The organism is Streptococcus sp. 20925_1_24 (assembly GCF_041432335.1).
In the GTDB taxonomy this organism is placed as follows: Bacteria; Bacillota; Bacilli; order Lactobacillales; family Streptococcaceae; genus Streptococcus; species Streptococcus mitis_BM.
In genome coordinates this window covers 1-21,132 of sequence record NZ_JAPVZM010000006.1, presented here as the reverse complement: position 1 = coordinate 21,132, position 21,132 = coordinate 1, and the positions used below count along the sequence as shown (strand labels likewise).

Sequence of the window (21,132 nt, the reverse complement as noted above, 5' to 3'; positions counted from 1 at the left end):
GACATATAGTCTAATTTGTTTACAAGGAGGAAATATGCAAGAAAGTAACAAACGCTTAAAAACAAAAAGAACTATTGAAAATGCTATGGTACAATTACTGATTGAACAACCATTTGATCAAATTTCTACTGTCAAGTTAGCAGACAAAGCTGGAATTAGTCGTTCCAGCTTCTATACTCACTATAAGGATAAGTATGATATGATTGAGCACTATCAAAGCAAGCTATTCCATACATTTGAATATATTTTTCAAAAACATGCTCATCACAAAAGAGACGCTATTTTAGAAGTATTTGAATATCTAGAGTCAGAACCACTTCTGGCTGCCCTTCTTTCTGAAAATGGGACTAAAGAAATCCAAAATTTCTTACGAAATAAACTTCATATCATGCTTAGTACGGATTTACAAAAACGCTTTATGCAACTAAATCTAAATACCACTGAATTAGAATATAGTAGCATCTATCTAACTCATGCACTTTTTGGTGTTTGTCAAACTTGGATTGCACACGGAAAAAAAGAAAGTCCTCAAGAAATAACAGACTTCCTTATGAAAATGCTTGGTGATACAAATTGATACAAAAAGAGGAACACAGTTGTGTTCCCTTTTATCTATACTCCGCCAGTAGGACTCGAACCTACGACATCATGATTAACAGTCATGCGCTACTACCAACTGAGCTATGGCGGATAAAATAGTCCGTACGGGATTCGAACCCGTGTTACCGCCGTGAAAAGGCGGTGTCTTAACCCCTTGACCAACGGACCTTCTATCTGTAGCAGATATAACCATTATATCAATTTCTTACTAATTGTCAATCACTTTTGAGATTTTTTCTCTAGAATATCTTTTAATTTTCTAATTTTTAATCTTGAAATAGGACAGCGATGGTCTTCATAGAAAACAACTTCTAGATTCTTTCGGTCAATTTCTCTGATATTGCCTATATTTACCAAAAATGACTTATGAGGAGAATAAAATCGCTGAGTATGTTTGTCCTTTTCCTGAATATCTGTCATGGTACCGTAAAACTCTTTGGCAAAATTCTTACCAATAATGCGCAATTTATGAGAGACTCCTGTTGTCTCAATATACAAAATATCATGGTAAGGAATTTTTAAATCATTTCCCTTGTAATTATAATCAAAATAATCTACCACATCTTCATTTTCAAGTAACATACTCTTCGTGTAGAAGATATTTTGCTCAATTCTCTTCTTAAACATCTCATCATTGATATCCTTATCAACAAAATCTAGGGCTGATACTTGATATTTATAGGTCAAAGTCGCAAACTCTGATCTACTGGTGATAAAGACGATAATAGCGTAAGGATTGTAATGACGAATGAGCTGAGCAACCTCAAATCCCTTTTTCTCAATTCCATGAATATCGATATCTAGGAAATAAAGCTGATTTACTTCATCATTTTCAATGTATTCTTCAAATTCACGGACTTTTCCTGTTGTCTTGTATGATATTGGAATATTCGATTCTTTCGAAATTTCGTCTAATACTCTCTCTAATCTCACTTGATGTTCAATAACATCTTCTAAAATTAAAACTTTCATTCAAATTCCCTCTTAAATCTAATGATTTGTCTAAATGTACTGCTTTCCATCTCTGTTTCTAAAATAATATTGTTGTACTTATCTAGTAGTTCTTTCACATTATTTAATCCTACTCCGCGATTTCTTCCCTTAGTAGAGAATCCTAAGGCAAATAGATCTCCTGAAGGAGTCATCGTCATTTTACATGAATTCTGAATCACAATAACTGTTTCAGTTTCCATCTTAATAACTGCTACTTCCATCTGCTTTTTATAGCTATCAGCTGATCCTTCAACAGCATTGTTCAATAAAACGCTCATGATACGAACCAAATCCAATAGTTCAATTGGGAGCTTGGTAATCGTATCTTTTACTTCCAGTGTAAACTCTACACCATTATTTCGAGCATAGACAATTGACTGTGCAACCAAACTTCGTAAAGCTGAATCCTCTATGTTGTTCAAATCAAAGTAAGTATACTTATCTGAACGCAGTTTATGATTGGCTTTGACCAAAACTTCATTGTAAACTCTGTCAATTTCCTGTAAATTACCACTGTCAATTGCCATCTGCATGCTGACAAGCATCCCAGCATAGTCATGTCGAAAACCACGAATTTCATTATACAGACCGACAATTTCATCTGTATAATTCTGTAAATGTTTCTGTTCAAATTTCTTCTGCTTCAACGCAATCTCTTTCTCCATTTGTTCTTTATGCGAATTCATTGCAAAGAAGGTCAAAAGTAACGAGATAAAAACAATAGATGACAAAATACTTCCAAAACTATTCAAATGTTTAATCGTACTTACCATATCTGAAACGAAAGATACAACATGTAACAGTAGTAAAGCAAAAAATACTTTTTTCAAGAAAGGATAAAGGTAGTCCTTGTCAAAATAGTTTAGTTCCAAATGGAAATAATGAATGATTTTAAAGATAACGACATAAGTCAACACCGTTACAACGAAAAAGAATGGATCATGATATTGTAAAACAAAATTGTCTCCTGTTAGAGAGGAGAAAGTTACAGACAGAAAGTTATGAGTGCTCTCATATAAAAGAGATAGTAGTAAACTTAAGAATAGTCCTCTATCCCTCTCATACTGTTTAATCCATCGAAAATAGAAATATAATCCCAAAGGAAATAAAAATCTTGCAATCCCTAACCCATCTAAATATAGGAGGTAAAAAGGAAGTTCAAGTACTGCTTCTACTAGTAATGTATAGATACCAAAAAAATATAGTTCCTTTGCTTTTATTTGGCCTTTACAAATTAAACGGTAACTATGACTAATAATAAAAAAATATAATATAAAATCTACTACTAAGAAAAAATTCATTCTGACACTTCCTTATCTTCTTTTAAAGAAATTAAGTAAACTATTACTTGTTTTTCTTATTTCCCCACCTTTAATCTTTTGCAAGTCTTTTTCCTTCAAGTCTACAAACTGTTCCAATTTAACTGTGTTTTTCATAATAAAATCTCCTAAAATGTTTTTTCTTGTAAGCTAACTTACAAAAACCATTATACAAAATGGAATTTCATTTTAGATAAAATTCTCTCAACTGTCATTTTTTTCTCCTCAAGTGTACTTTTTTAAGAAAAAAGCCGGGAAAATTCCCAGCTTTGCTACTATATTGATCCCAGCAGGATTCGAACCTGCGACCGTTCGCTTAGAAGGCGAATGCTCTATCCAGCTGAGCTATGAGACCTAACACAATTATTCTACCAAAAATTCAATTAAAAGTCAATTTTCTATTTATGATAGGGGGAGCCTTGCTGAATCGTAAAAGCGCGATAAATTTGTTCAGCAAGAACTAGTCTCATTAACTGATGGGGCAAGGTTAAGCGACCAAAACTGACAGAAAGATTAGCTCTCTTTTTTACAGCTGATGATAATCCTAAACTCCCTCCAATAATAAAGGTAAGAGTAGAAAATCCTTTTATAGGAGCTTCTTCTAACTGCTTACTAAATTCTTCTGAGGAGAAAGTTCTCCCTTCGATAGCCAACACAATAACGAAATCACGGTCACCAACTTTTGATAAAATTCTCTGACCTTCTATTTCTAAAATCTTTTGATTTTCTGACTCACTGGCCTTATCTGGTGTTTTTTCATCTGCTAGCTCAATCATTTCAAGTTTAGCAAATCGAGAAATTCGTTTTGAATACTCTGCAATACCATCTTTTAAATACTTTTCTTTCAGTTTCCCAACTGTTACAACTTTAATTTTCATGACTCTATTCTAACATATTCTTTATTTTTTCACATCTTATTCACAAAATAAAAGGTTAATTTTAACTGAGAAAACCACAGATTTTAGAAAGTTATCCACAATCTGTGAAAAACTTTTGTATTTAAGTTATAATTAAGCTAGTCAGTTTATACTTTCAGTAATTTAAAAATATGGAGGCAAATATGAAACATTTAAAAACATTTTACAAAAAAGGGTTTCAATTATTAGTCGTTATCGTCATTAGCTTTATTAGTGGAGCCTTGGGTAGTTTTTCAATAGCTCAACTAACTCAAAAAAGTAGTGTAAGCAACTCTAACAACAATAGCACCATTACACAGACTGCCTATAAGAACGAAAATTCAACAACACAGGCTGTTAACAAAGTAAAAGATGCTGTTGTTTCAGTTATTACTTATTCAGCAAACAGACAAAATAGCGTATTTGGAAATGATGATACTGACACAGATTCTCAACAAATCTCTAGTGAAGGATCTGGGGTTATTTATAAAAAGAATGATAAAGAAGCTTATATTGTCACCAATAATCACGTTATAAATGGCGCCAGCAAAGTAGATATTCGTTTGTCAGATGGAACTAAAGTACCTGGAGAAATTGTCGGAGCTGATACTTTCTCTGATATTGCTGTCGTCAAAATATCTTCAGAAAAAGTGACAACAGTAGCTGAGTTTGGTGATTCTAGCAAGTTAACCGTAGGAGAAACTGCCATTGCCATCGGTAGCCCGTTAGGTTCTGAATATGCTAATACTGTCACTCAGGGTATTGTATCTAGTCTCAATCGAAATGTATCTTTAAAATCTGAAGATGGACAAGCCATTTCTACAAAAGCCATCCAAACTGATACTGCTATTAACCCAGGTAACTCTGGTGGCCCACTAATCAATATTCAAGGACAAGTTATCGGAATTACCTCAAGTAAAATTGCCACAAATGGAGGCACATCTGTAGAAGGACTTGGTTTCGCAATTCCCGCAAATGATGCTATCAATATTATTGAACAGTTAGAAAAGAACAGAAAAGTGACTCGTCCAGCTTTGGGAATTCAAATGGTCAATCTCTCAAATATTAATACAAGTGATATTAGAAGACTTAATATTCCAAGCAATGTAACATCTGGTGTAGTTGTTCGTTCTGTGCAGAGCAATATGCCTGCCAATGGTCACCTTGAAAAATACGATGTTATTACAAAAGTAGATGACAAGGAGATTGCTTCATCAACAGACTTACAAAGTGCTCTTTACAATCATTCTATCGGAGACACCATTAAAATAACTTACTATCGTAACGGTAAAGAAGAAACTACATCTATTAAACTTGACAAGAGTTCAGGCGATTTAGAATCTTAATTGACATCTATGTAAAGAAAGCTTTACATAAGAGAAAAGATGTGTTAGTGTAGAATAATGGAAAAATTTGAAATGATTTCTATCACGGATATACAAAAAAATCCCTATCAACCTCGAAAAGAATTTGATGGAGAAAAACTACATGAACTAGCACAGTCTATCAAAGAAAATGGGGTCATTCAACCGATTATTGTTCGTCAATCTCCTGTTATTGGTTATGAAATCCTTGCAGGAGAGAGACGCTATCGGGCTTCACTTTTAGCTGGTCTAACGTCTATCCCAGCTGTTGTTAAACAGCTTTCAGATCAAGAGATGATGGTCCAGTCTATCATTGAAAATTTGCAAAGAGAAAATTTAAATCCAATAGAAGAAGCACGCGCCTATGAATCTCTTGTAGAGAAAGGATTTACCCATGCTGAAATTGCAGATAAAATGGGCAAGTCTCGTCCATATATCAGCAACTCCATTCGTTTGCTTTCCTTGCCAGATGCTATCCTCTCAGAAGTAGAAAATGGCAAACTATCACAAGCTCATGCGCGTTCTCTAGTTGGGTTGAATAAGGAACAACAAGACTATTTCTTTCAACGAATTATAGAAGAAGACATTTCTGTAAGGAAGTTAGAAGCTCTTCTGACAGAGAAAAAACAAAAGAAACTGCAAAAAAATGATCATTTCATACAAAATGAAGAAGAACAGTTAAAAAAACTACTCGGATTAGATGTAGAGATTAAACTGTCTAAAAAAGATAGTGGAAAAATCATTATTTCTTTTTCAAATCAAGAAGAATACAGTAGAATTATCAACAGCCTGAAATAAGGCTGTTCTTTTATTTTTTTATCTCACAAGGTTATCCACTATTTTTTTTAATAAAAAGCTTAATAAATCAAAAGTTTCTGCTTTTATCCCCAACCTGTGGATAAAACTTGGTAACATTGTGGATTATTTTTCACAGCTTGTGGAAAATTCTTGTTCTCTATGGTAAAATAGGTCTAGTATTAAACTTTTAAATAGTAAAGGAGGAGAAAGGATTGAAAGAAAAACAATTTTGGAATCGTATCTTAGAATTTGCTCAAGAAAGACTGACTCGATCCATGTATGATTTCTATGCTATTCAAGCTGAACTCATTAAGGTAGAGGAAAATGTTGCCACTATATTTTTACCACGATCTGAAATGGAAATGGTCTGGGAAAAACAACTAAAAGATATTATTGTCGTTGCTGGATTTGAAATTTATGATGCTGAGATTACTCCCCACTATATTTTCACCAAACCTCAAGATACGACTATCTCACAAGTTGAAGAAGCTACAAATTCAACTCTTTATGATTATAGTCCAAAGTTAGCATCTATTCCTTATTCAGATACTGGGTTAAAAGAAAAGTATACCTTTGATAATTTTATTCAAGGGGATGGAAATGTTTGGGCAGTATCAGCCGCTTTAGCTGTCTCTGAAGATTTGGCTCTGACCTATAACCCTCTTTTTATCTATGGAGGACCGGGACTTGGTAAGACTCACCTGTTAAACGCTATTGGAAATGAAATTCTAAAAAATATTCCAAATGCGCGTGTCAAATACATACCTGCTGAAAGCTTTATTAATGACTTTCTTGATCACCTAAGACTTGGGGAAATGGAAAAATTTAAAAAAACCTATCGTAGTCTTGATCTTTTGTTAATCGATGATATCCAGTCACTCAGCGGAAAAAAAGTTGCAACTCAGGAAGAATTTTTCAATACCTTTAACGCCCTTCATGACAAGCAAAAACAGATTGTCCTAACCAGTGATCGTAGTCCAAAACATCTAGAAGGGCTCGAGGAGAGGCTTGTCACGCGCTTTAGTTGGGGATTGACACAAACTATCACACCCCCTGACTTTGAAACACGTATTGCCATTTTGCAAAGTAAAACGGAACATTTAGGCTACAATTTCCAAAGTGATACTCTAGAATACCTAGCTGGGCAATTTGATTCAAATGTTCGAGATCTTGAGGGAGCCATCAACGACATCACTTTAATTGCCCGAGTAAAAAAAATCAAGGATATCACTATTGATATTGCTGCAGAAGCTATTAGAGCTCGCAAACAAGATGTTAGCCAAATGCTCGTCATCCCAATTGACAAAATCCAAAATGAAGTTGGTAACTTTTATGGTGTTAGCGTCAAAGAAATGAAGGGAAGCAGACGCCTTCAAAATATTGTGTTAGCCCGTCAAGTAGCCATGTATTTATCTAGAGAACTAACAGATAATAGTCTTCCAAAAATTGGGAAGGAATTTGGTGGAAAAGATCATACAACAGTCATTCATGCCCATGCAAAAATTAAATCTTTGATTGATGAAGACGATAATTTACGTTTAGAAATTGAATCAATCAAAAAGAAAATAAAATAACTTGTGGATAACTTTCGCTTTTTTATCTTTTTTATCCACATTTTTTAAACAAGCCAAAAAACTTGATCTGACTTGTTTAAAGTCTGTTTTCCACAGATTTCACAGACTCTATTATTACTATTATCCTTCTAATACTAAAAATAAATAAAGGAGAATCCATGATTCATTTTTCAATTAATAAAAATTTATTTCTACAAGCATTAAATATTACTAAGAGAGCTATTAGTTCTAAAAATGCCATTCCTATTTTATCAACTGTCAAAATTGACGTGACCAATGAAGGTGTTACTTTAATTGGTTCAAATGGTCAAATTTCAATTGAAAATTTTATTTCTCAAAAAAATGAAGATGCTGGTCTATTAATTACTTCTTTAGGTTCGATCCTTCTTGAAGCTTCTTTCTTTATCAATGTGGTATCTAGCCTACCTGATGTGACTCTTGATTTTAAAGAAATTGAACAAAATCAAATTGTTTTAACCAGCGGCAAATCAGAAATTACATTAAAAGGAAAAGATAGCGAACAGTATCCACGAATCCAAGAAATTTCAGCAAGCACTCCTTTAGTTCTTGAAACAAAATTACTCAAGAAAATTATCAATGAAACAGCTTTTGCTGCAAGTACACAAGAAAGTCGTCCAATTTTAACAGGTGTTCATTTTGTATTGAGTCAGCATAAGGAGCTAAAAACAGTGGCAACAGACTCTCATCGTCTAAGCCAGAAAAAATTAACGCTTGAGAAAAATAGTGATGATTTTGATGTCGTGATTCCGAGTCGTTCTCTACGCGAATTTTCAGCGGTATTTACAGATGATATCGAAACTGTAGAGATTTTCTTTGCCAATAACCAAATCCTCTTTAGAAGCGAAAATATTAGCTTCTATACTCGTCTCCTAGAAGGAAACTATCCTGATACAGATCGCTTGATTCCAACAGACTTTAACACTACTATTACTTTTGATGTGGTAAATTTACGCCAGTCAATGGAGCGTGCTCGTCTTTTATCAAGTGCTACTCAAAATGGTACTGTGAAACTTGAAATTAAAGATGGGATTGTTAGCGCCCATGTTCACTCTCCAGAAGTTGGTAAAGTAAACGAAGAAATCGATACTGATCAGGTTACTGGTGAAGATTTGACTATTAGTTTCAACCCAACTTACTTGATTGATTCCCTTAAAGCTTTAAATAGCGAAAAGGTGACTATTAGCTTTATCTCAGCTGTTCGTCCATTTACTCTTGTGCCAGCAGATACTGACGAGGACTTCATGCAGCTCATTACACCAGTTCGTACAAATTAAGTTAAAGAGGTTGAGCCTAGCTCGCCTCTTTTATGATATAATCGAAAAAGAAAAGGAGAGTAGTATGTATCAAGTTGGAAATTTTGTTGAGATGAAAAAACCACATGCTTGTACTATCAAGTCAACTGGTAAAAAAGCAAATCGTTGGGAAATTACACGTGTAGGGGCAGATATCAAAATCAAATGCAGTAATTGTGACCATGTTGTCATGATGGGACGCTATGATTTTGATCGAAAAATGAATAAAATTATTGACTGAAAACCCTTAGTTAGAGGGTTAGCAAGTTTTCCCTTTTTGTGTTATAATATTAGGGATTGAAATGAAAACGGAGAATGAGAAAATATGGCTTTAACAGCAGGTATCGTTGGTTTGCCAAACGTTGGTAAATCAACACTATTTAATGCAATTACAAAAGCAGGAGCAGAGGCTGCAAACTATCCATTTGCGACGATTGATCCAAACGTTGGAATGGTTGAGGTTCCAGATGAACGCCTACAAAAATTGACTGAAATGATCACTCCTAAAAAGACAGTTCCAACAACATTTGAATTTACAGATATCGCAGGAATTGTAAAAGGAGCTTCAAAAGGAGAAGGGCTAGGGAATAAATTCTTGGCTAATATCCGTGAAGTAGATGCGATTGTTCATGTAGTTCGTGCTTTTGATGATGAAAATGTAATGCGTGAGCAAGGACGTGAAGATGCTTTTGTGGATCCACTGGCAGATATTGATACTATTAACCTAGAGTTGATTCTTGCTGACTTAGAATCAGTCAATAAGCGCTATGCGCGTGTAGAAAAGATGGCACGTACGCAAAAAGATAAAGAATCAGTAGCAGAGTTTAATGTTCTTCAAAAGATTAAACCAGTCCTTGAAGATGGGAAATCAGCTCGTACAATCGAGTTTACAGATGAAGAACAAAAAGTTGTCAAAGGTCTCTTCCTTTTGACGACTAAACCAGTGCTCTATGTTGCTAATGTGGACGAGGATGTGGTTTCAGATCCTGACTCTATCGATTATGTTAAACAAATTCGTGAATTTGCAGCGACAGAAAATGCTGAAGTAGTCGTTATTTCTGCGCGTGCTGAGGAAGAAATTTCTGAGTTAGACGAAGAAGACAAGCAAGAGTTTCTTGAAGCACTTGGGTTGACAGAATCAGGCGTTGACAAGTTGACTCGTGCAGCTTACCACTTACTTGGACTGGGAACTTACTTCACAGCTGGTGAAAAAGAAGTTCGTGCTTGGACTTTCAAACGTGGTATGAAGGCTCCTCAAGCAGCTGGGATTATCCACTCAGACTTTGAAAAAGGATTTATTCGTGCAGTAACCCTGTCATATGAAGATCTAGTGAAATACGGATCTGAAAAGGCTGTAAAAGAAGCTGGACGCTTGCGTGAAGAAGGAAAAGAATATATCGTCCAAGACGGTGATATCATGGAATTCCGCTTTAATGTCTAAAAATTTAATAAATAGTGTCAATTAGGTTGGAAAAAAATTCCAACCCTTTTGGCTTTTGAAAGGAAAAATAAATGACTAAATTACTTGTAGGCTTGGGAAATCCAGGGGATAAATATTTTGAAACCAAACATAATGTTGGTTTTATGTTGATTGACCAACTAGCGAAGAAACAGAATGTCACTTTTACACATGATAAGATATTTCAAGCTGACCTAGCATCCTTTTTCCTAAATGGAGAAAAAATTTATCTTGTCAAACCAACGACCTTTATGAATGAAAGTGGAAAAGCAGTTCATGCTTTATTGACTTATTATGGTTTGGATATTGAAGATTTACTCATCATTTACGATGATCTTGATATGGAAGTTGGAAAGATTCGTTTAAGAGCAAAAGGCTCAGCGGGTGGTCATAATGGTATCAAGTCTATTATTCAACATATAGGGACTCAGACCTTTAATCGTGTTAAGATTGGAATCGGAAGACCTAAAAATGGAATGTCAGTTGTTAACCATGTTTTGAGTACCTTTGACAAGGATGATTATATCGGTATTTTACAGTCTATTGACAAGGTTGACGATTCTGTAAACTACTATTTACAAGAGAAAAACTTTGAAAAAACGATGCAGAGGTATAACGGATAAATGGTGACCTTATTAGATTTATTCTCAGAAAATGATCAGATCCAAAAATGGCATCAAAATTTAACAGATAAGAAAAGACAACTAATACTTGGTTTATCAACGTCTACTAAGGCTCTTGCAATTGCAAGCAGTTTAGAAAAAGAAGATAAGATTGTGTTATTGACGTCAACTTATGGAGAAGCAGAAGGACTTGTTAGTGATCTTATCTCTATCTTGGGTGAGGAACTTGTCTATCCATTTTTGGTAGATGACTCTCCTATGGTAGAGTTTTTGATGTCTTCGCAAGAAAAAATCATCTCACGGGTTGAAGCCTTGCGTTTTTTGAGTGATCCGTCTAAGAAAGGGATTTTAGTTTGTAATATTGCAGCAAGTCGATTGTTTTTACCTTCTCCGACTGGATTTAAAGAAAGCATTATAAAAATTGCAGTTGGTGAAGAATATGACCAACACGCACTTATCCACCAGTTAAAAGAGATAGGCTATCGAAAAGTTACACAAGTACAAACTCAAGGCGAATTTAGTCTGCGAGGAGATATTTTAGATATTTTTGAAATATCCCAGTTAGAACCTTGCCGAATTGAGTTTTTTGGTGATGAAGTCGATGGTATTAGGTTATTTGAAGTCGAAACACAATTATCGAAAGAAAATCAGACAGAACTCACTATCTTTCCAGCTAGCGACATAATTTTGAGAGAAAAGGATTATCAACGAGGTCGGTCAGCTTTAGAAAAACAAATTTCAAAAACGTTATCACCTATTTTAAAATCATACTTAGAAGAAATTCTTTCAAGTTTTCACCAAAAACAAATTCATTCTGATTCCCGGAAATTTTTATCTTTGTGTTATGACAAGACATGGACTATTTTTGATTATATTGAAAAAGACATACCAATATTCTTTGATGATTATCAGAAATTGATGAATCAGTATGAAGTCTTTGAAAGGGAGCTAGCGCAATACTTTACAGAAGAGTTACAGAATAGTAAAGCATTTTCTGATATGCAGTATTTTGCGGATACTGAGAAAATCTATAAAAAACAAAGCCCAGTGACCTTTTTTTCTAATCTGCAAAAGGGGTTAGGAAATCTCAAGTTTGACCAGGTTTATCAATTTAATCAATATCCCATGCAGGAGTTTTTCAATCAATTTTCTTTTCTAAAAGAAGAAATTGAACGATATAAAAAAATGGATTACACCATTATTCTGCAGTCTAGCAATTCAATGGGAAGTAAAACATTGGAGGATGTGTTAGAGGAATATCAGATTAAATTGGATTCTAGAGATAAGTCAAGCATTTGTAAAGAATCTGTAAACTTAATCGAGGGTAATCTCAGACATGGTTTTCATTTTGTAGATGAAAAAATTCTGGTGATTACTGAACATGAGATTTTTCAAAAGAAATTAAAACGTCGTTTTCGAAGACAACATGTTTCAAATGCAGAGCGCTTAAAAGATTATAATGAACTTGAAAAAGGGGACTACGTTGTTCACCACATTCATGGAATTGGTCAATATTTAGGGATTGAAACAATTGAAATCAAGGGGATTCACCGCGATTATGTAAGTGTCCAGTATCAAAATGGGGATCAAATTTCCATCCCCGTGGAACAGATTCATCTACTGTCCAAATATGTTTCAAGTGATGGGAAAGCTCCAAAACTCAATAAATTAAATGACGGTCATTTTAAAAAAGCCAAGCAAAAAGTTAAGAACCAGGTAGAGGATATAGCTGACGATTTAATTAAACTCTACTCTGAACGTAGCCAGTTGAAGGGGTTTGCTTTTTCAGCTGATGATGAAGATCAACATGCTTTTGATGATGCCTTTCCTTATGTTGAAACGGATGACCAACTTCGTAGTGTAGAGGAAATCAAGAGAGATATGCAGGTTTCTCAGCCAATGGATCGACTTTTAGTTGGGGATGTTGGTTTTGGAAAGACTGAAGTTGCTATGCGTGCAGCCTTTAAGGCAGTCAATGATCACAAACAGGTTGTCGTCTTAGTTCCGACGACGGTTTTAGCGCAACAGCACTACACAAATTTTAAGGAACGATTCCAAAATTTTGCAGTTAATATTGATGTGTTGAGTCGCTTTAGAAGTAAAAAAGAGCAGACTGAAACACTTGAAAAATTAAAAAACGGTCAAGTTGATATTTTGATTGGAACCCATCGTGTTTTGTCAAAAGATGTTGTGTTTGCTGATTTAGGCTTGATGATTATTGATGAGGAACAGCGATTTGGTGTCAAGCATAAGGAAACCTTGAAAGAACTGAAGAAACAAGTGGATGTCCTAACTTTGACCGCTACTCCAATTCCTCGTACCCTCCATATGTCTATGCTGGGAATCAGAGATTTGTCTGTTATTGAAACTCCGCCGACTAATCGTTATCCAGTGCAAACCTATGTTTTGGAAAAGAATGATAGTGTCATTCGTGATGCTGTTTTGCGTGAAATGGAGCGTGGAGGTCAAGTTTACTATCTTTACAACAAAGTTGACACGATTGACCAGAAGATTTCAGAATTACAGGAGTTGATTCCAGAGGCTTCGATTGGTTATGTTCATGGTCGCATGAGTGAAATCCAGTTGGAAAATACTCTATTAGACTTTATTGAGGGACAATACGATATTTTGGTGACGACTACCATTATTGAAACAGGGGTGGATATTCCAAATGCCAATACCTTGTTTATTGAAAATGCAGATCATATGGGCTTGTCAACCTTGTATCAATTAAGAGGAAGAGTTGGTCGTAGCAATCGCATTGCCTATGCCTATCTCATGTATCGTCCAGAAAAATCAATTAGTGAAGTATCTGAGAAGAGATTAGAAGCGATTAAAGGATTTACAGAATTGGGATCCGGATTTAAGATTGCTATGCGAGATCTTTCGATTCGTGGAGCAGGGAATCTCCTAGGAAAATCCCAGTCTGGTTTCATTGATTCTGTTGGTTTTGAATTGTATTCGCAGTTATTAGAGGAAGCTATTGCTAAACGAAACGGTAATGCTAACGCTAACACTAACACAAGAACTAAAGGGAATGCTGAGTTGATTTTGCAAATTGATGCCTATCTTCCTGATACTTATATTTCAGACCAACGACATAAGATTGAAATTTACAAAAAAATTCGTCAAATTGACAACCGTGTCAATTATGAAGAGTTACAAGAGGAGTTGATAGACCGTTTTGGAGAATACCCAGATGTGGTTGCTTATCTTTTAGAGATTGGTTTAGTCAAGTCATATTTGGACAAGATCTTTGTTCAACGTGTGGAAAGAAAAGATAATAAGATTACAGTTCAATTTGAAAAAGTCACTCAACGACTGTTTTTAGCTCAAGATTATTTTAAAGCTTTATCCGCAACGAACTTAAAAGCAGGTATCACTGAGAATAAGGGATTAATGGAGCTTGTGTTTGATGTCCAAAATAAGAAAGATTATGAAATTTTAGAAGGTCTGCTAATTTTTGGAGAAAGTTTATTAGAAATAAAAGAGTCGAAGAAAGAAAATTCCATTTGATATTTTTCTTCTATAAAATAGATAAAAATGGTACAATAATAAGTTGAGGTAATAAGGATGAGATTAGACAAATATTTAAAAGTATCGCGAATTATCAAGCGTCGTACAGTCGCAAAAGAAGTAGCAGATAAAGGCAGAATCAAGGTGAATGGAATCTTGGCCAAAAGTTCAACGGATTTGAAAGTTAATGACCAAGTTGAAATTCGTTTTGGAAATAAGTTGCTACTTGTCAAAGTACTAGAGATGAAAGATAGTACAAAAAAAGAAGATGCAGCAGGCATGTATGAAATTATCAGTGAAACACGGGTAGAAGAAAATGTCTAAAAATATTGTACAATTGAATAATTCTTTTATCCAAAATGAATATCAACGTCGTCGCTACCTGATGAAAGAACGACAAAAACGGAATCGTTTTATGGGGTGGGTATTGATTTTGATTATGCTATTATTTATCTTGCCAACTTTTAATTTAGCGCAGAGTTATCAGCAATTACTCCAAAGACGTCAGCAATTAGCAGACTTGCAAACTCAGTATCAAACTTTGAGTGATGAAAAGGATAAGGAGACAGCATTTGCTACCAAGTTGAAAGATGAGGATTATGCTGCCAAATATACACGAGCGAAGTACTATTATTCTAAGTCGAGGGAAATAGTTTATACGATTCCTGACTTACTTCAAAGGTGATAAAATGGAAAATTTACTAGACGTAATAGAGCAATTTTTGAGTTTATCAGATGAAAAGCTGGAAGAATTGGCTGATAAAAATCAATTATTGCGTTTACAAGAAGAAAAGGAAAGGAAGAATGCGTAAATTCTTAATTATTTTGTTGCTACCAAGTTTTTTGACCATTTCAAAAGTTGTTAGCACAGAAAAAGAAGTCGTCTATACTTCGAAAGAAATTTATTACCTTTCACAATCTGACTTTGGTATTTATTTTAGAGAAAAATTAAGTTCTCCCATGGTTTATGGAGAGGTTCCTGTTTATGCGAATGAAGATTTAGTAGTGGAATCTGGGAAATTGACTCCCAAAACAAGTTTCCAAATAACCGAGTGGCGTTTAAATAAACAAGGGATTCCGGTATTTAAGTTATCCAACCATCAATTTATAGCTGCAGACAAACGATTTTTATATGATCAGTCAGAGGTAACTCCAACAATAAAAAAAGTATGGTTAGAATCTGATTTTAAACTGTACAATAGTCCTTATGATTTAAAAGAAGTGAAATCATCCTTATCAGCTTATTCGCAGGTATCAATCGACAATACCATGTTTGTAGAAGGAAGAGAATTTCTACATATTGATCAGGTTGGATGGGTAGATAAGGAATCAACTTCTGAAGAAGATAATCGGATGGGTAAAGTCCAAGAAATGTTATCTGAAAAATATCATAAGGATTCATTCTCTATTTATGTTAAGCAACTGACTACTGGAAAAGAAGCTGGTATCAATCAAGATGAAAAGATGTATGCAGCTAGTGTTTTGAAACTCCCTTATCTCTATTATGCGCAAGAAAAAATAAATGAGGGTCTTTATCAGTTAGATACGACTGTAAAATACGTATCTGCAGTCAATGATTTTCCAGGTTCTTATAAACCAGAGGGAAGTGGTAGTCTTCCTAAAAAAGAGGATAATAAAGAGTACTCTCTCAAGGACTTAATCACAAAAGTATCAAAAGAATCTGATAATGTAGCTCATAATATATTGGGTTATTACATTTCAAACCAATCTGATACCACATTCAAATCCAAGATGTCTGCCATTATGGGAGATGATTGGGATCCAAAAGAAAAATTGATTTCTTCTAAAATGGCTGGGAAAGTTATGGAAGCTATTTATAATCAAAATGGATTTGTGCTAGAGTCTTTGACTAAAACAGATTTTGATAATCAGCGAATTGCCAAAGGTGTTTCTGTGAAGGTAGCTCATAAAATTGGGGATGCGGACGAATTTAAGCATGATACGGGTGTTGTCTACGCAGATTCTCCATTTATTCTTTCTATTTTCACTAAGAATTCTGATTATGATACAATTTCTCAGATAGCCAAGGATGTTTATGAGGTTCTAAAATGAGAGAACAAGATTTTTTAAATCATTTTCTCAAGAAGGGATATTTCAAAAAGCATACTAAGGTGGTGCTAGCTCTTTCTGGTGGATTAGATTCTATGTTTCTATTTAAGGTATTATCTACTTATCAAAAAGAGTTAGAAATTGAATTGATTCTAGCTCATGTGAATCATAAGCAGAGAGTAGAATCAGATTGGGAAGAACAGGAATTAAGGAAGTTAGCTGCTGAAGCAGAGCTTCCTATTTATGTCAGCAATTTTTTAGGTGAATTTTCAGAAGCCCGTGCTCGATATTTTCGTTATGATTTTTTTCAAGAGGTCATGAAAAAGACAGGTGCGACAGCCTTAGTCACTGCTCACCATGCTGATGATCAGGTGGAAACGATTTTGATGCGTTTGATTCGAGGTACTCGTTTGCGCTATCTATCAGGAATTAAGGAGAAGCAAGTAGTCGGAGAGATAGAAATCATTCGCCCCTTCTTGCATTTTCAGAAAAAAGACTTTCCACAAATTTTTCACTTTGAAGATACATCAAATAAGGAAAATCATTATTTTCGCAATCGTATTCGAAATTCTTATTTACCAGATTTAGAAAAAGAAAATCCTCGATTTAGAGATGCAATCTTAAGTATCGGCAATGAAATTTTAGATTATGACTTAGCTATAACTGAATTATCTCACAATATTGATGTGGAAAATTTACAGCAGTTATTTTCTTATTCTGAGTCAACACAAAGAATTTTACTGCAAACTTATCTGAATCATTTTCCAGATTTGAATCTTACAAAATCTCAGTTTGAAGAAGTTAGACAAATTTTAAAAACTCAAAGCCAGTATCGTCATCCGCTTAAAAATGGCTATGAATTGATAAAAGAGTACCAACGGTTTCAGATTTGTAAAATCAGTCCTCAGTCTGATGAAAAGGAAGATGAACTTGTGTTACACTATCAAAATCAGGTATCTTACCAAGGTTATTTATTTTCCTTTGGACTTCCTTTAGAAGGTGAATCAATTCAACAAATACCTGTTTCACGCGAAACATCCATACACATTCGTCATCGAAAAACAGGAGATGTTTTGATTCAAAATGGGCATAGAAAAAAACTCAGACGTCTATTTATTGATTTGAAAATCCCTATGGAAAAGCGAAAATCAGCTCTGATTATTGAGCAATTTGGTGAAATTGTCTCAATTTTGGGAATTGCGACCAGTAATTTGAGTAAAAACACGAAAAATGATATAATGAACACTGTACTTTATATAGAAAAAATAGATAGGTAAAAAAATGTTAGAAAACGATATTAAAAAAATCCTCGTTTCACACGATGAAATTACAGAAGCGGCTAAAAAATTAGGTGCTCAATTAACCAAGGACTATGCAGGAAAAAATCCAATTTTAGTTGGGATTTTAAAAGGATCTATTCCTTTTATGGCTGAATTGGTTAAACATATTGATACACATATTGAAATGGACTTCATGATGGTTTCTAGCTACCATGGTGGAACAGCAAGTAGTGGTGTCATCAATATCAAGCAAGATGTAACTCAAGATATTAAAGGAAGACATGTTCTATTTGTAGAAGATATCATTGATACAGGTCAAACTTTGAAGAATTTGCGAGATATGTTTATTGCAAGAGAAGCAGCTTCTGTTAACATTGCAACCTTGTTGGATAAACCAGAAGGACGTGTTGTAGAAATTGAGGCAGACTATACCTGCTTTACTATCCCAAATGAGTTTGTAGTAGGTTATGGTTTAGACTACAAAGAAAATTATCGTAATCTTCCTTATGTTGGAGTATTGAAAGAAGAAGTGTATTCAAATTAGAAAGAACAATTTTTAATGAAAAAACAAAATAATGGTTTAATTAAAAATCCTTTTCTATGGTTATTACTTATTTTTCTCCTAGTTACAGGTTATCAGTATTTTAGTACAGGTAGTGTTGCAGGGAAAAGTGAGCAAATTAATTATACAGAATTGGTAAAAGAAATTACCGATGACAATGTAAAAGAATTGACTTACCAACCAAATGGTAGTGTTATCGAGGTTTCGGGTGTCTATAAAAATCCTAAAACAAGTAAAGAAGAAACAGGCATTCAGTTCTTTTCTCCATCTGCTACAACAGTAGAGAAATTTTCAAGTATTATTCTTCCTTCAGATACTACGGTATCAGAATTGCAAAAGCTTGCTTCTGACCATAAGGCGGCAGTAACTATTAAGCATGAAAGTTCAAGTGGTATGTGGATTAATATTCTTGTATCCATTGTGCCATTCGGTATTCTATTCTTCTTCCTATTCTCTATGATGGGAAATATGGGAGGAAATAATAGTCGTAACCCGATGAGTTTTGGACGTAGTAAGGCTAAAGCTGCAAATAAAGAAGATATTAAAGTAAGATTTTCAGATGTTGCTGGAGCTGAGGAAGAAAAACAAGAACTGGTTGAAGTTGTTGAATTCTTAAAAGATCCAAAACGATTTACAAAACTTGGGGCTCGTATTCCAGCAGGTGTCCTTCTGGAGGGACCTCCGGGAACAGGTAAGACGTTGCTTGCTAAAGCAGTCGCCGGAGAAGCAGGTGTTCCATTCTTTAGTATCTCAGGTTCTGACTTTGTAGAAATGTTTGTCGGAGTTGGAGCTAGTCGTGTTCGTTCTCTTTTTGAAGATGCCAAAAAAGCAGCACCAGCTATTATCTTTATCGATGAAATTGATGCTGTTGGACGTCAACGTGGAGTCGGTCTCGGCGGAGGTAATGACGAACGTGAACAAACCTTGAACCAACTTTTGATTGAGATGGATGGTTTTGAGGGAAATGAAGGGATTATCGTCATCGCTGCGACAAACCGTTCAGATGTACTTGACCCTGCCCTTTTGCGTCCAGGACGTTTTGATAGAAAAGTATTGGTTGGCCGTCCTGATGTTAAGGGGCGCGAAGCAATCTTGAAAGTTCATGCTAAGAACAAGCCTTTAGCAGAAGATGTAGATTTGAAATTAGTTGCTCAACAAACTCCAGGTTTTGTTGGTGCTGATTTAGAGAATGTATTGAATGAAGCGGCTTTAGTCGCTGCTCGTCGCAATAAATCAATAATTGATGCCTCAGATATTGATGAAGCAGAAGATAGAGTTATTGCTGGTCCTTCTAAGAAAGATAAGACAGTTTCACAAAAAGAACGTGAATTGGTTGCTTACCATGAGGCTGGACATACCATTGTTGGTCTAGTCTTATCGAATGCCCGCGTTGTCCATAAGGTTACAATTGTACCACGTGGCCGTGCAGGTGGTTACATGATTGCACTTCCTAAGGAAGATCAAATGCTTCTATCTAAAGAAGATATGAAAGAGCAATTGGCTGGTTTAATGGGTGGACGTGTAGCTGAAGAAATCATCTTTAATGTCCAAACGACAGGAGCTTCAAATGACTTTGAACAAGCTACACAGATGGCTCGTGCAATGGTTACAGAGTACGGTATGAGTGAAAAACTTGGTCCGGTACAATATGAGGGTAATCATGCCATGTTTGGTGCACAAAGCTCTCAAAAATCAATTTCAGAACAAACAGCTTATGAAATTGACGAAGAGGTTCGTTCATTATTGAATGAAGCACGAAATAAAGCTGCTGAAATTATTCAGTCAAATCGTGAAACTCACAAGTTGATTGCAGAAGCATTATTGAAATACGAAACATTGGATAGTACACAAATTAAATCTCTTTACGAAACAGGAAAGATGCCTGAAACAGTAGAAGAAGAATCACATGCACTATCCTATGATGAAGTAAAGTCAAAAATGAATGATGAAAAATAACCCTGAGAGAGGCAAGACCTCTCTTTTTTGTGCAGTTGAGGAGCTAAAGGGTGCAGAATGGATGAAATGTGCTAAAAGTGTTTTTGAATTTGTTAGACTGTACACAGAAAGGGGAAGATTATGCTTAAAGAATTGTATAAAGAAGTCCAGGGAATTGTATATAAGAGTAGAAATGAATATTACCTTCATTTGTGGGAGTTATCGGACTGGGATCAAGAGGGAATGATTTGCCTACATGAATTGATTAGTAGCGAAGAAGGGCTAGTAGACGATATTCCTCGTTTACGTAAATACTTCAAAACAAAATTCCGGAATCGAATTCTAGATTATCTCCGTAAACAAGAAAGTCAAAAACGGAGATATGATAAAGAGCTTTATGAAGAAGTGGGTGAGATAAGTCATCGTATAAGTGAGGGAGGACTCTGGCTAGACGATTATTATCTCTTTCATGAAACACTAAGAAATTATAGAGGTAAACAAAATAAAGAGCAACAAGAAGAGTTAGAACGCGTCTTAAGAGATGAACGCTTCCGAGGGCGTCAAAGAGTGTTAAGAGACTTACGTATTGTGTTTAAAGAGTTTGACATCCGTACTCATTAGGAATTCATGCAAAAAAGTAAAAAAAGTTTAAAAAAGGTGTTGACAAAAAACAAAAAGCCGGTATAATAGTAAGAGTTGAAAACAACAACTCTGGTCCGTTGGTCAAGGGGTTAAGACACCGCCTTTTCACGGCGGTAACACGGGTTCGAATCCCGTACGGACTATGGTATGTTGCGGTTGAAACACTTGATGAAAAAAGTTTTAAAAAA

General features: G+C 34.9%; 21 protein-coding genes and 4 tRNA genes. 18 read left to right on the top strand and 7 right to left on the bottom strand.

From position 1 onward, the window contains the following. Nucleotides 1-34: 34 nt before the first annotated feature. Nucleotides 35-577, top strand: coding sequence for a TetR/AcrR family transcriptional regulator (locus O3650_RS04225; protein ID WP_371491668.1), 543 nt, complete (start codon nucleotides 35-37; stop codon nucleotides 575-577). Nucleotides 578-617: 40 nt separating this feature from the next. Here the strand turns inward: O3650_RS04225 and O3650_RS04220 are convergent. From O3650_RS04220 to rlmH, 7 genes are all read right to left on the bottom strand, one after another. Beyond that, nucleotides 618-691 (bottom strand) — tRNA-Asn (locus O3650_RS04220). Nucleotides 692-696: 5 nt separating this feature from the next. Beyond that, nucleotides 697-768: transfer RNA gene (locus O3650_RS04215), tRNA-Glu, on the bottom strand. A 51-nt stretch (nucleotides 769-819) separates the two neighbouring features. Beyond that, nucleotides 820-1,572, bottom strand: coding sequence for a competence system response regulator transcription factor ComE (gene comE / locus O3650_RS04210; RefSeq protein WP_060806035.1), 753 nt, complete (start codon nucleotides 1,570-1,572; stop codon nucleotides 820-822). Continuing rightward, a complete protein-coding gene (comD, locus tag O3650_RS04205; RefSeq protein ID WP_371491667.1) occupies nucleotides 1,569-2,894 on the bottom strand; it encodes a competence system sensor histidine kinase ComD in 1,326 nt (441 codons plus the stop codon). The genes comE and comD overlap by 4 nt, the downstream gene beginning before the upstream one ends. A gap of 12 nt (nucleotides 2,895-2,906) precedes the next feature. Further along, nucleotides 2,907-3,029, bottom strand: coding sequence for a competence-stimulating peptide ComC (comC, locus tag O3650_RS04200; protein ID WP_153193936.1), 123 nt, complete (start codon nucleotides 3,027-3,029; stop codon nucleotides 2,907-2,909). A gap of 164 nt (nucleotides 3,030-3,193) precedes the next feature. After that, nucleotides 3,194-3,267 (bottom strand) — tRNA-Arg (locus O3650_RS04195). A gap of 43 nt (nucleotides 3,268-3,310) precedes the next feature. Continuing rightward, nucleotides 3,311-3,790 (bottom strand): 23S rRNA (pseudouridine(1915)-N(3))-methyltransferase RlmH, encoded by a 480-nt coding sequence (rlmH, locus tag O3650_RS04190; RefSeq protein WP_153193935.1) that lies wholly within the window; start codon nucleotides 3,788-3,790, stop codon nucleotides 3,311-3,313. A 182-nt stretch (nucleotides 3,791-3,972) separates the two neighbouring features. Between rlmH and O3650_RS04185 the strand changes: the two genes are divergently transcribed. From O3650_RS04185 to O3650_RS04105, 17 genes are all read left to right on the top strand, one after another. After that, complete coding sequence (locus O3650_RS04185; RefSeq protein ID WP_203175764.1) at nucleotides 3,973-5,154, top strand: S1C family serine protease; 1,182 nt, start codon at nucleotides 3,973-3,975, stop codon at nucleotides 5,152-5,154. Between the two features lie 57 nt (nucleotides 5,155-5,211). Then, a complete protein-coding gene (locus tag O3650_RS04180) occupies nucleotides 5,212-5,970 on the top strand; it encodes a ParB/RepB/Spo0J family partition protein (RefSeq protein ID WP_203175761.1) in 759 nt (252 codons plus the stop codon). A gap of 212 nt (nucleotides 5,971-6,182) precedes the next feature. Then, nucleotides 6,183-7,544 carry a chromosomal replication initiator protein DnaA gene (dnaA, locus tag O3650_RS04175; RefSeq protein WP_000660610.1) on the top strand — a complete coding sequence of 454 codons (1,362 nt, stop codon included), beginning with the start codon at nucleotides 6,183-6,185 and terminating at the stop codon, nucleotides 7,542-7,544. Between the two features lie 158 nt (nucleotides 7,545-7,702). Then, nucleotides 7,703-8,839 carry a DNA polymerase III subunit beta gene (gene dnaN, locus O3650_RS04170; RefSeq protein WP_049521563.1) on the top strand — a complete coding sequence of 379 codons (1,137 nt, stop codon included), beginning with the start codon at nucleotides 7,703-7,705 and terminating at the stop codon, nucleotides 8,837-8,839. A 64-nt stretch (nucleotides 8,840-8,903) separates the two neighbouring features. Continuing rightward, complete coding sequence (locus tag O3650_RS04165) at nucleotides 8,904-9,098, top strand: DUF951 domain-containing protein (protein ID WP_000285186.1); 195 nt, start codon at nucleotides 8,904-8,906, stop codon at nucleotides 9,096-9,098. An 84-nt stretch (nucleotides 9,099-9,182) separates the two neighbouring features. After that, complete coding sequence (gene ychF, locus O3650_RS04160; protein ID WP_203175759.1) at nucleotides 9,183-10,298, top strand: redox-regulated ATPase YchF; 1,116 nt, start codon at nucleotides 9,183-9,185, stop codon at nucleotides 10,296-10,298. Between the two features lie 71 nt (nucleotides 10,299-10,369). Beyond that, the gene (gene pth / locus O3650_RS04155) at nucleotides 10,370-10,939 is read left to right on the top strand and encodes an aminoacyl-tRNA hydrolase (protein WP_000163938.1); all 570 of its coding nucleotides are present in this window, start codon (nucleotides 10,370-10,372) and stop codon (nucleotides 10,937-10,939) included. Beyond that, nucleotides 10,940-14,455 (top strand): transcription-repair coupling factor, encoded by a 3,516-nt coding sequence (mfd, locus tag O3650_RS04150; RefSeq protein ID WP_153193930.1) that lies wholly within the window; start codon nucleotides 10,940-10,942, stop codon nucleotides 14,453-14,455. A 57-nt stretch (nucleotides 14,456-14,512) separates the two neighbouring features. After that, nucleotides 14,513-14,779, top strand: coding sequence for an RNA-binding S4 domain-containing protein (locus O3650_RS04145; protein ID WP_001234978.1), 267 nt, complete (start codon nucleotides 14,513-14,515; stop codon nucleotides 14,777-14,779). Further along, nucleotides 14,772-15,140: a septum formation initiator family protein gene (locus O3650_RS04140; protein WP_000041912.1), complete on the top strand. Its 369-nt coding sequence runs from the start codon at nucleotides 14,772-14,774 to the stop codon at nucleotides 15,138-15,140. Before O3650_RS04145 ends, O3650_RS04140 begins: the two co-directional genes overlap by 8 nt. 4 nt (nucleotides 15,141-15,144) lie before the next feature. Beyond that, nucleotides 15,145-15,267: an SP_0009 family protein gene (locus tag O3650_RS04135; RefSeq protein ID WP_000429334.1), complete on the top strand. Its 123-nt coding sequence runs from the start codon at nucleotides 15,145-15,147 to the stop codon at nucleotides 15,265-15,267. After that, entirely contained in the window at nucleotides 15,260-16,528 is a 1,269-nt protein-coding gene (locus O3650_RS04130; RefSeq protein WP_261043673.1) for a class A beta-lactamase-related serine hydrolase, read from the top strand. The genes O3650_RS04135 and O3650_RS04130 overlap by 8 nt, the downstream gene beginning before the upstream one ends. Then, nucleotides 16,525-17,802, top strand: a complete 1,278-nt coding sequence (gene tilS, locus O3650_RS04125) for a tRNA lysidine(34) synthetase TilS (RefSeq protein ID WP_001209057.1) — start codon at nucleotides 16,525-16,527, stop codon at nucleotides 17,800-17,802. Before O3650_RS04130 ends, tilS begins: the two co-directional genes overlap by 4 nt. A gap of 4 nt (nucleotides 17,803-17,806) precedes the next feature. Then, on the top strand, nucleotides 17,807-18,349 hold the full coding sequence (hpt, locus tag O3650_RS04120; protein WP_000892176.1) for a hypoxanthine phosphoribosyltransferase: 543 nt from the start codon (nucleotides 17,807-17,809) through the stop codon (nucleotides 18,347-18,349). Nucleotides 18,350-18,364: 15 nt separating this feature from the next. Continuing rightward, the gene (ftsH, locus tag O3650_RS04115; protein WP_070482533.1) at nucleotides 18,365-20,323 is read left to right on the top strand and encodes an ATP-dependent zinc metalloprotease FtsH; all 1,959 of its coding nucleotides are present in this window, start codon (nucleotides 18,365-18,367) and stop codon (nucleotides 20,321-20,323) included. A 120-nt stretch (nucleotides 20,324-20,443) separates the two neighbouring features. After that, nucleotides 20,444-20,923: a sigma-70 family RNA polymerase sigma factor gene (locus tag O3650_RS04110; protein WP_070482535.1), complete on the top strand. Its 480-nt coding sequence runs from the start codon at nucleotides 20,444-20,446 to the stop codon at nucleotides 20,921-20,923. Between the two features lie 92 nt (nucleotides 20,924-21,015). Beyond that, nucleotides 21,016-21,087: transfer RNA gene (locus O3650_RS04105), tRNA-Glu, on the top strand. Nucleotides 21,088-21,132: the final 45 nt, after the last annotated feature.

What these genes read in the sequence shown, in the direction of transcription:
- O3650_RS04225 (WP_371491668.1), top strand. Translation starts at nt 35, where the DNA reads ATGCAAGAAAGTAACAAACGCTTAAAAACAAAAAGAACTATTGAAAAT.
- comE (WP_060806035.1), bottom strand. Translation starts at nt 1,572, where the DNA reads ATGAAAGTTTTAATTTTAGAAGATGTTATTGAACATCAAGTGAGATTA.
- comD (WP_371491667.1), bottom strand. Translation starts at nt 2,894, where the DNA reads ATGAATTTTTTCTTAGTAGTAGATTTTATATTATATTTTTTTATTATT.
- comC (WP_153193936.1), bottom strand. Translation starts at nt 3,029, where the DNA reads ATGAAAAACACAGTTAAATTGGAACAGTTTGTAGACTTGAAGGAAAAA.
- rlmH (WP_153193935.1), bottom strand. Translation starts at nt 3,790, where the DNA reads ATGAAAATTAAAGTTGTAACAGTTGGGAAACTGAAAGAAAAGTATTTA.
- O3650_RS04185 (WP_203175764.1), top strand. Translation starts at nt 3,973, where the DNA reads ATGAAACATTTAAAAACATTTTACAAAAAAGGGTTTCAATTATTAGTC.
- O3650_RS04180 (WP_203175761.1), top strand. Translation starts at nt 5,212, where the DNA reads ATGGAAAAATTTGAAATGATTTCTATCACGGATATACAAAAAAATCCC.
- dnaN (WP_049521563.1), top strand. Translation starts at nt 7,703, where the DNA reads ATGATTCATTTTTCAATTAATAAAAATTTATTTCTACAAGCATTAAAT.
- O3650_RS04165 (WP_000285186.1), top strand. Translation starts at nt 8,904, where the DNA reads ATGTATCAAGTTGGAAATTTTGTTGAGATGAAAAAACCACATGCTTGT.
- ychF (WP_203175759.1), top strand. Translation starts at nt 9,183, where the DNA reads ATGGCTTTAACAGCAGGTATCGTTGGTTTGCCAAACGTTGGTAAATCA.
- pth (WP_000163938.1), top strand. Translation starts at nt 10,370, where the DNA reads ATGACTAAATTACTTGTAGGCTTGGGAAATCCAGGGGATAAATATTTT.
- mfd (WP_153193930.1), top strand. Translation starts at nt 10,940, where the DNA reads ATGGTGACCTTATTAGATTTATTCTCAGAAAATGATCAGATCCAAAAA.
- O3650_RS04145 (WP_001234978.1), top strand. Translation starts at nt 14,513, where the DNA reads ATGAGATTAGACAAATATTTAAAAGTATCGCGAATTATCAAGCGTCGT.
- O3650_RS04140 (WP_000041912.1), top strand. Translation starts at nt 14,772, where the DNA reads ATGTCTAAAAATATTGTACAATTGAATAATTCTTTTATCCAAAATGAA.
- O3650_RS04135 (WP_000429334.1), top strand. Translation starts at nt 15,145, where the DNA reads ATGGAAAATTTACTAGACGTAATAGAGCAATTTTTGAGTTTATCAGAT.
- O3650_RS04130 (WP_261043673.1), top strand. Translation starts at nt 15,260, where the DNA reads ATGCGTAAATTCTTAATTATTTTGTTGCTACCAAGTTTTTTGACCATT.
- tilS (WP_001209057.1), top strand. Translation starts at nt 16,525, where the DNA reads ATGAGAGAACAAGATTTTTTAAATCATTTTCTCAAGAAGGGATATTTC.
- hpt (WP_000892176.1), top strand. Translation starts at nt 17,807, where the DNA reads ATGTTAGAAAACGATATTAAAAAAATCCTCGTTTCACACGATGAAATT.
- ftsH (WP_070482533.1), top strand. Translation starts at nt 18,365, where the DNA reads ATGAAAAAACAAAATAATGGTTTAATTAAAAATCCTTTTCTATGGTTA.
- O3650_RS04110 (WP_070482535.1), top strand. Translation starts at nt 20,444, where the DNA reads ATGCTTAAAGAATTGTATAAAGAAGTCCAGGGAATTGTATATAAGAGT.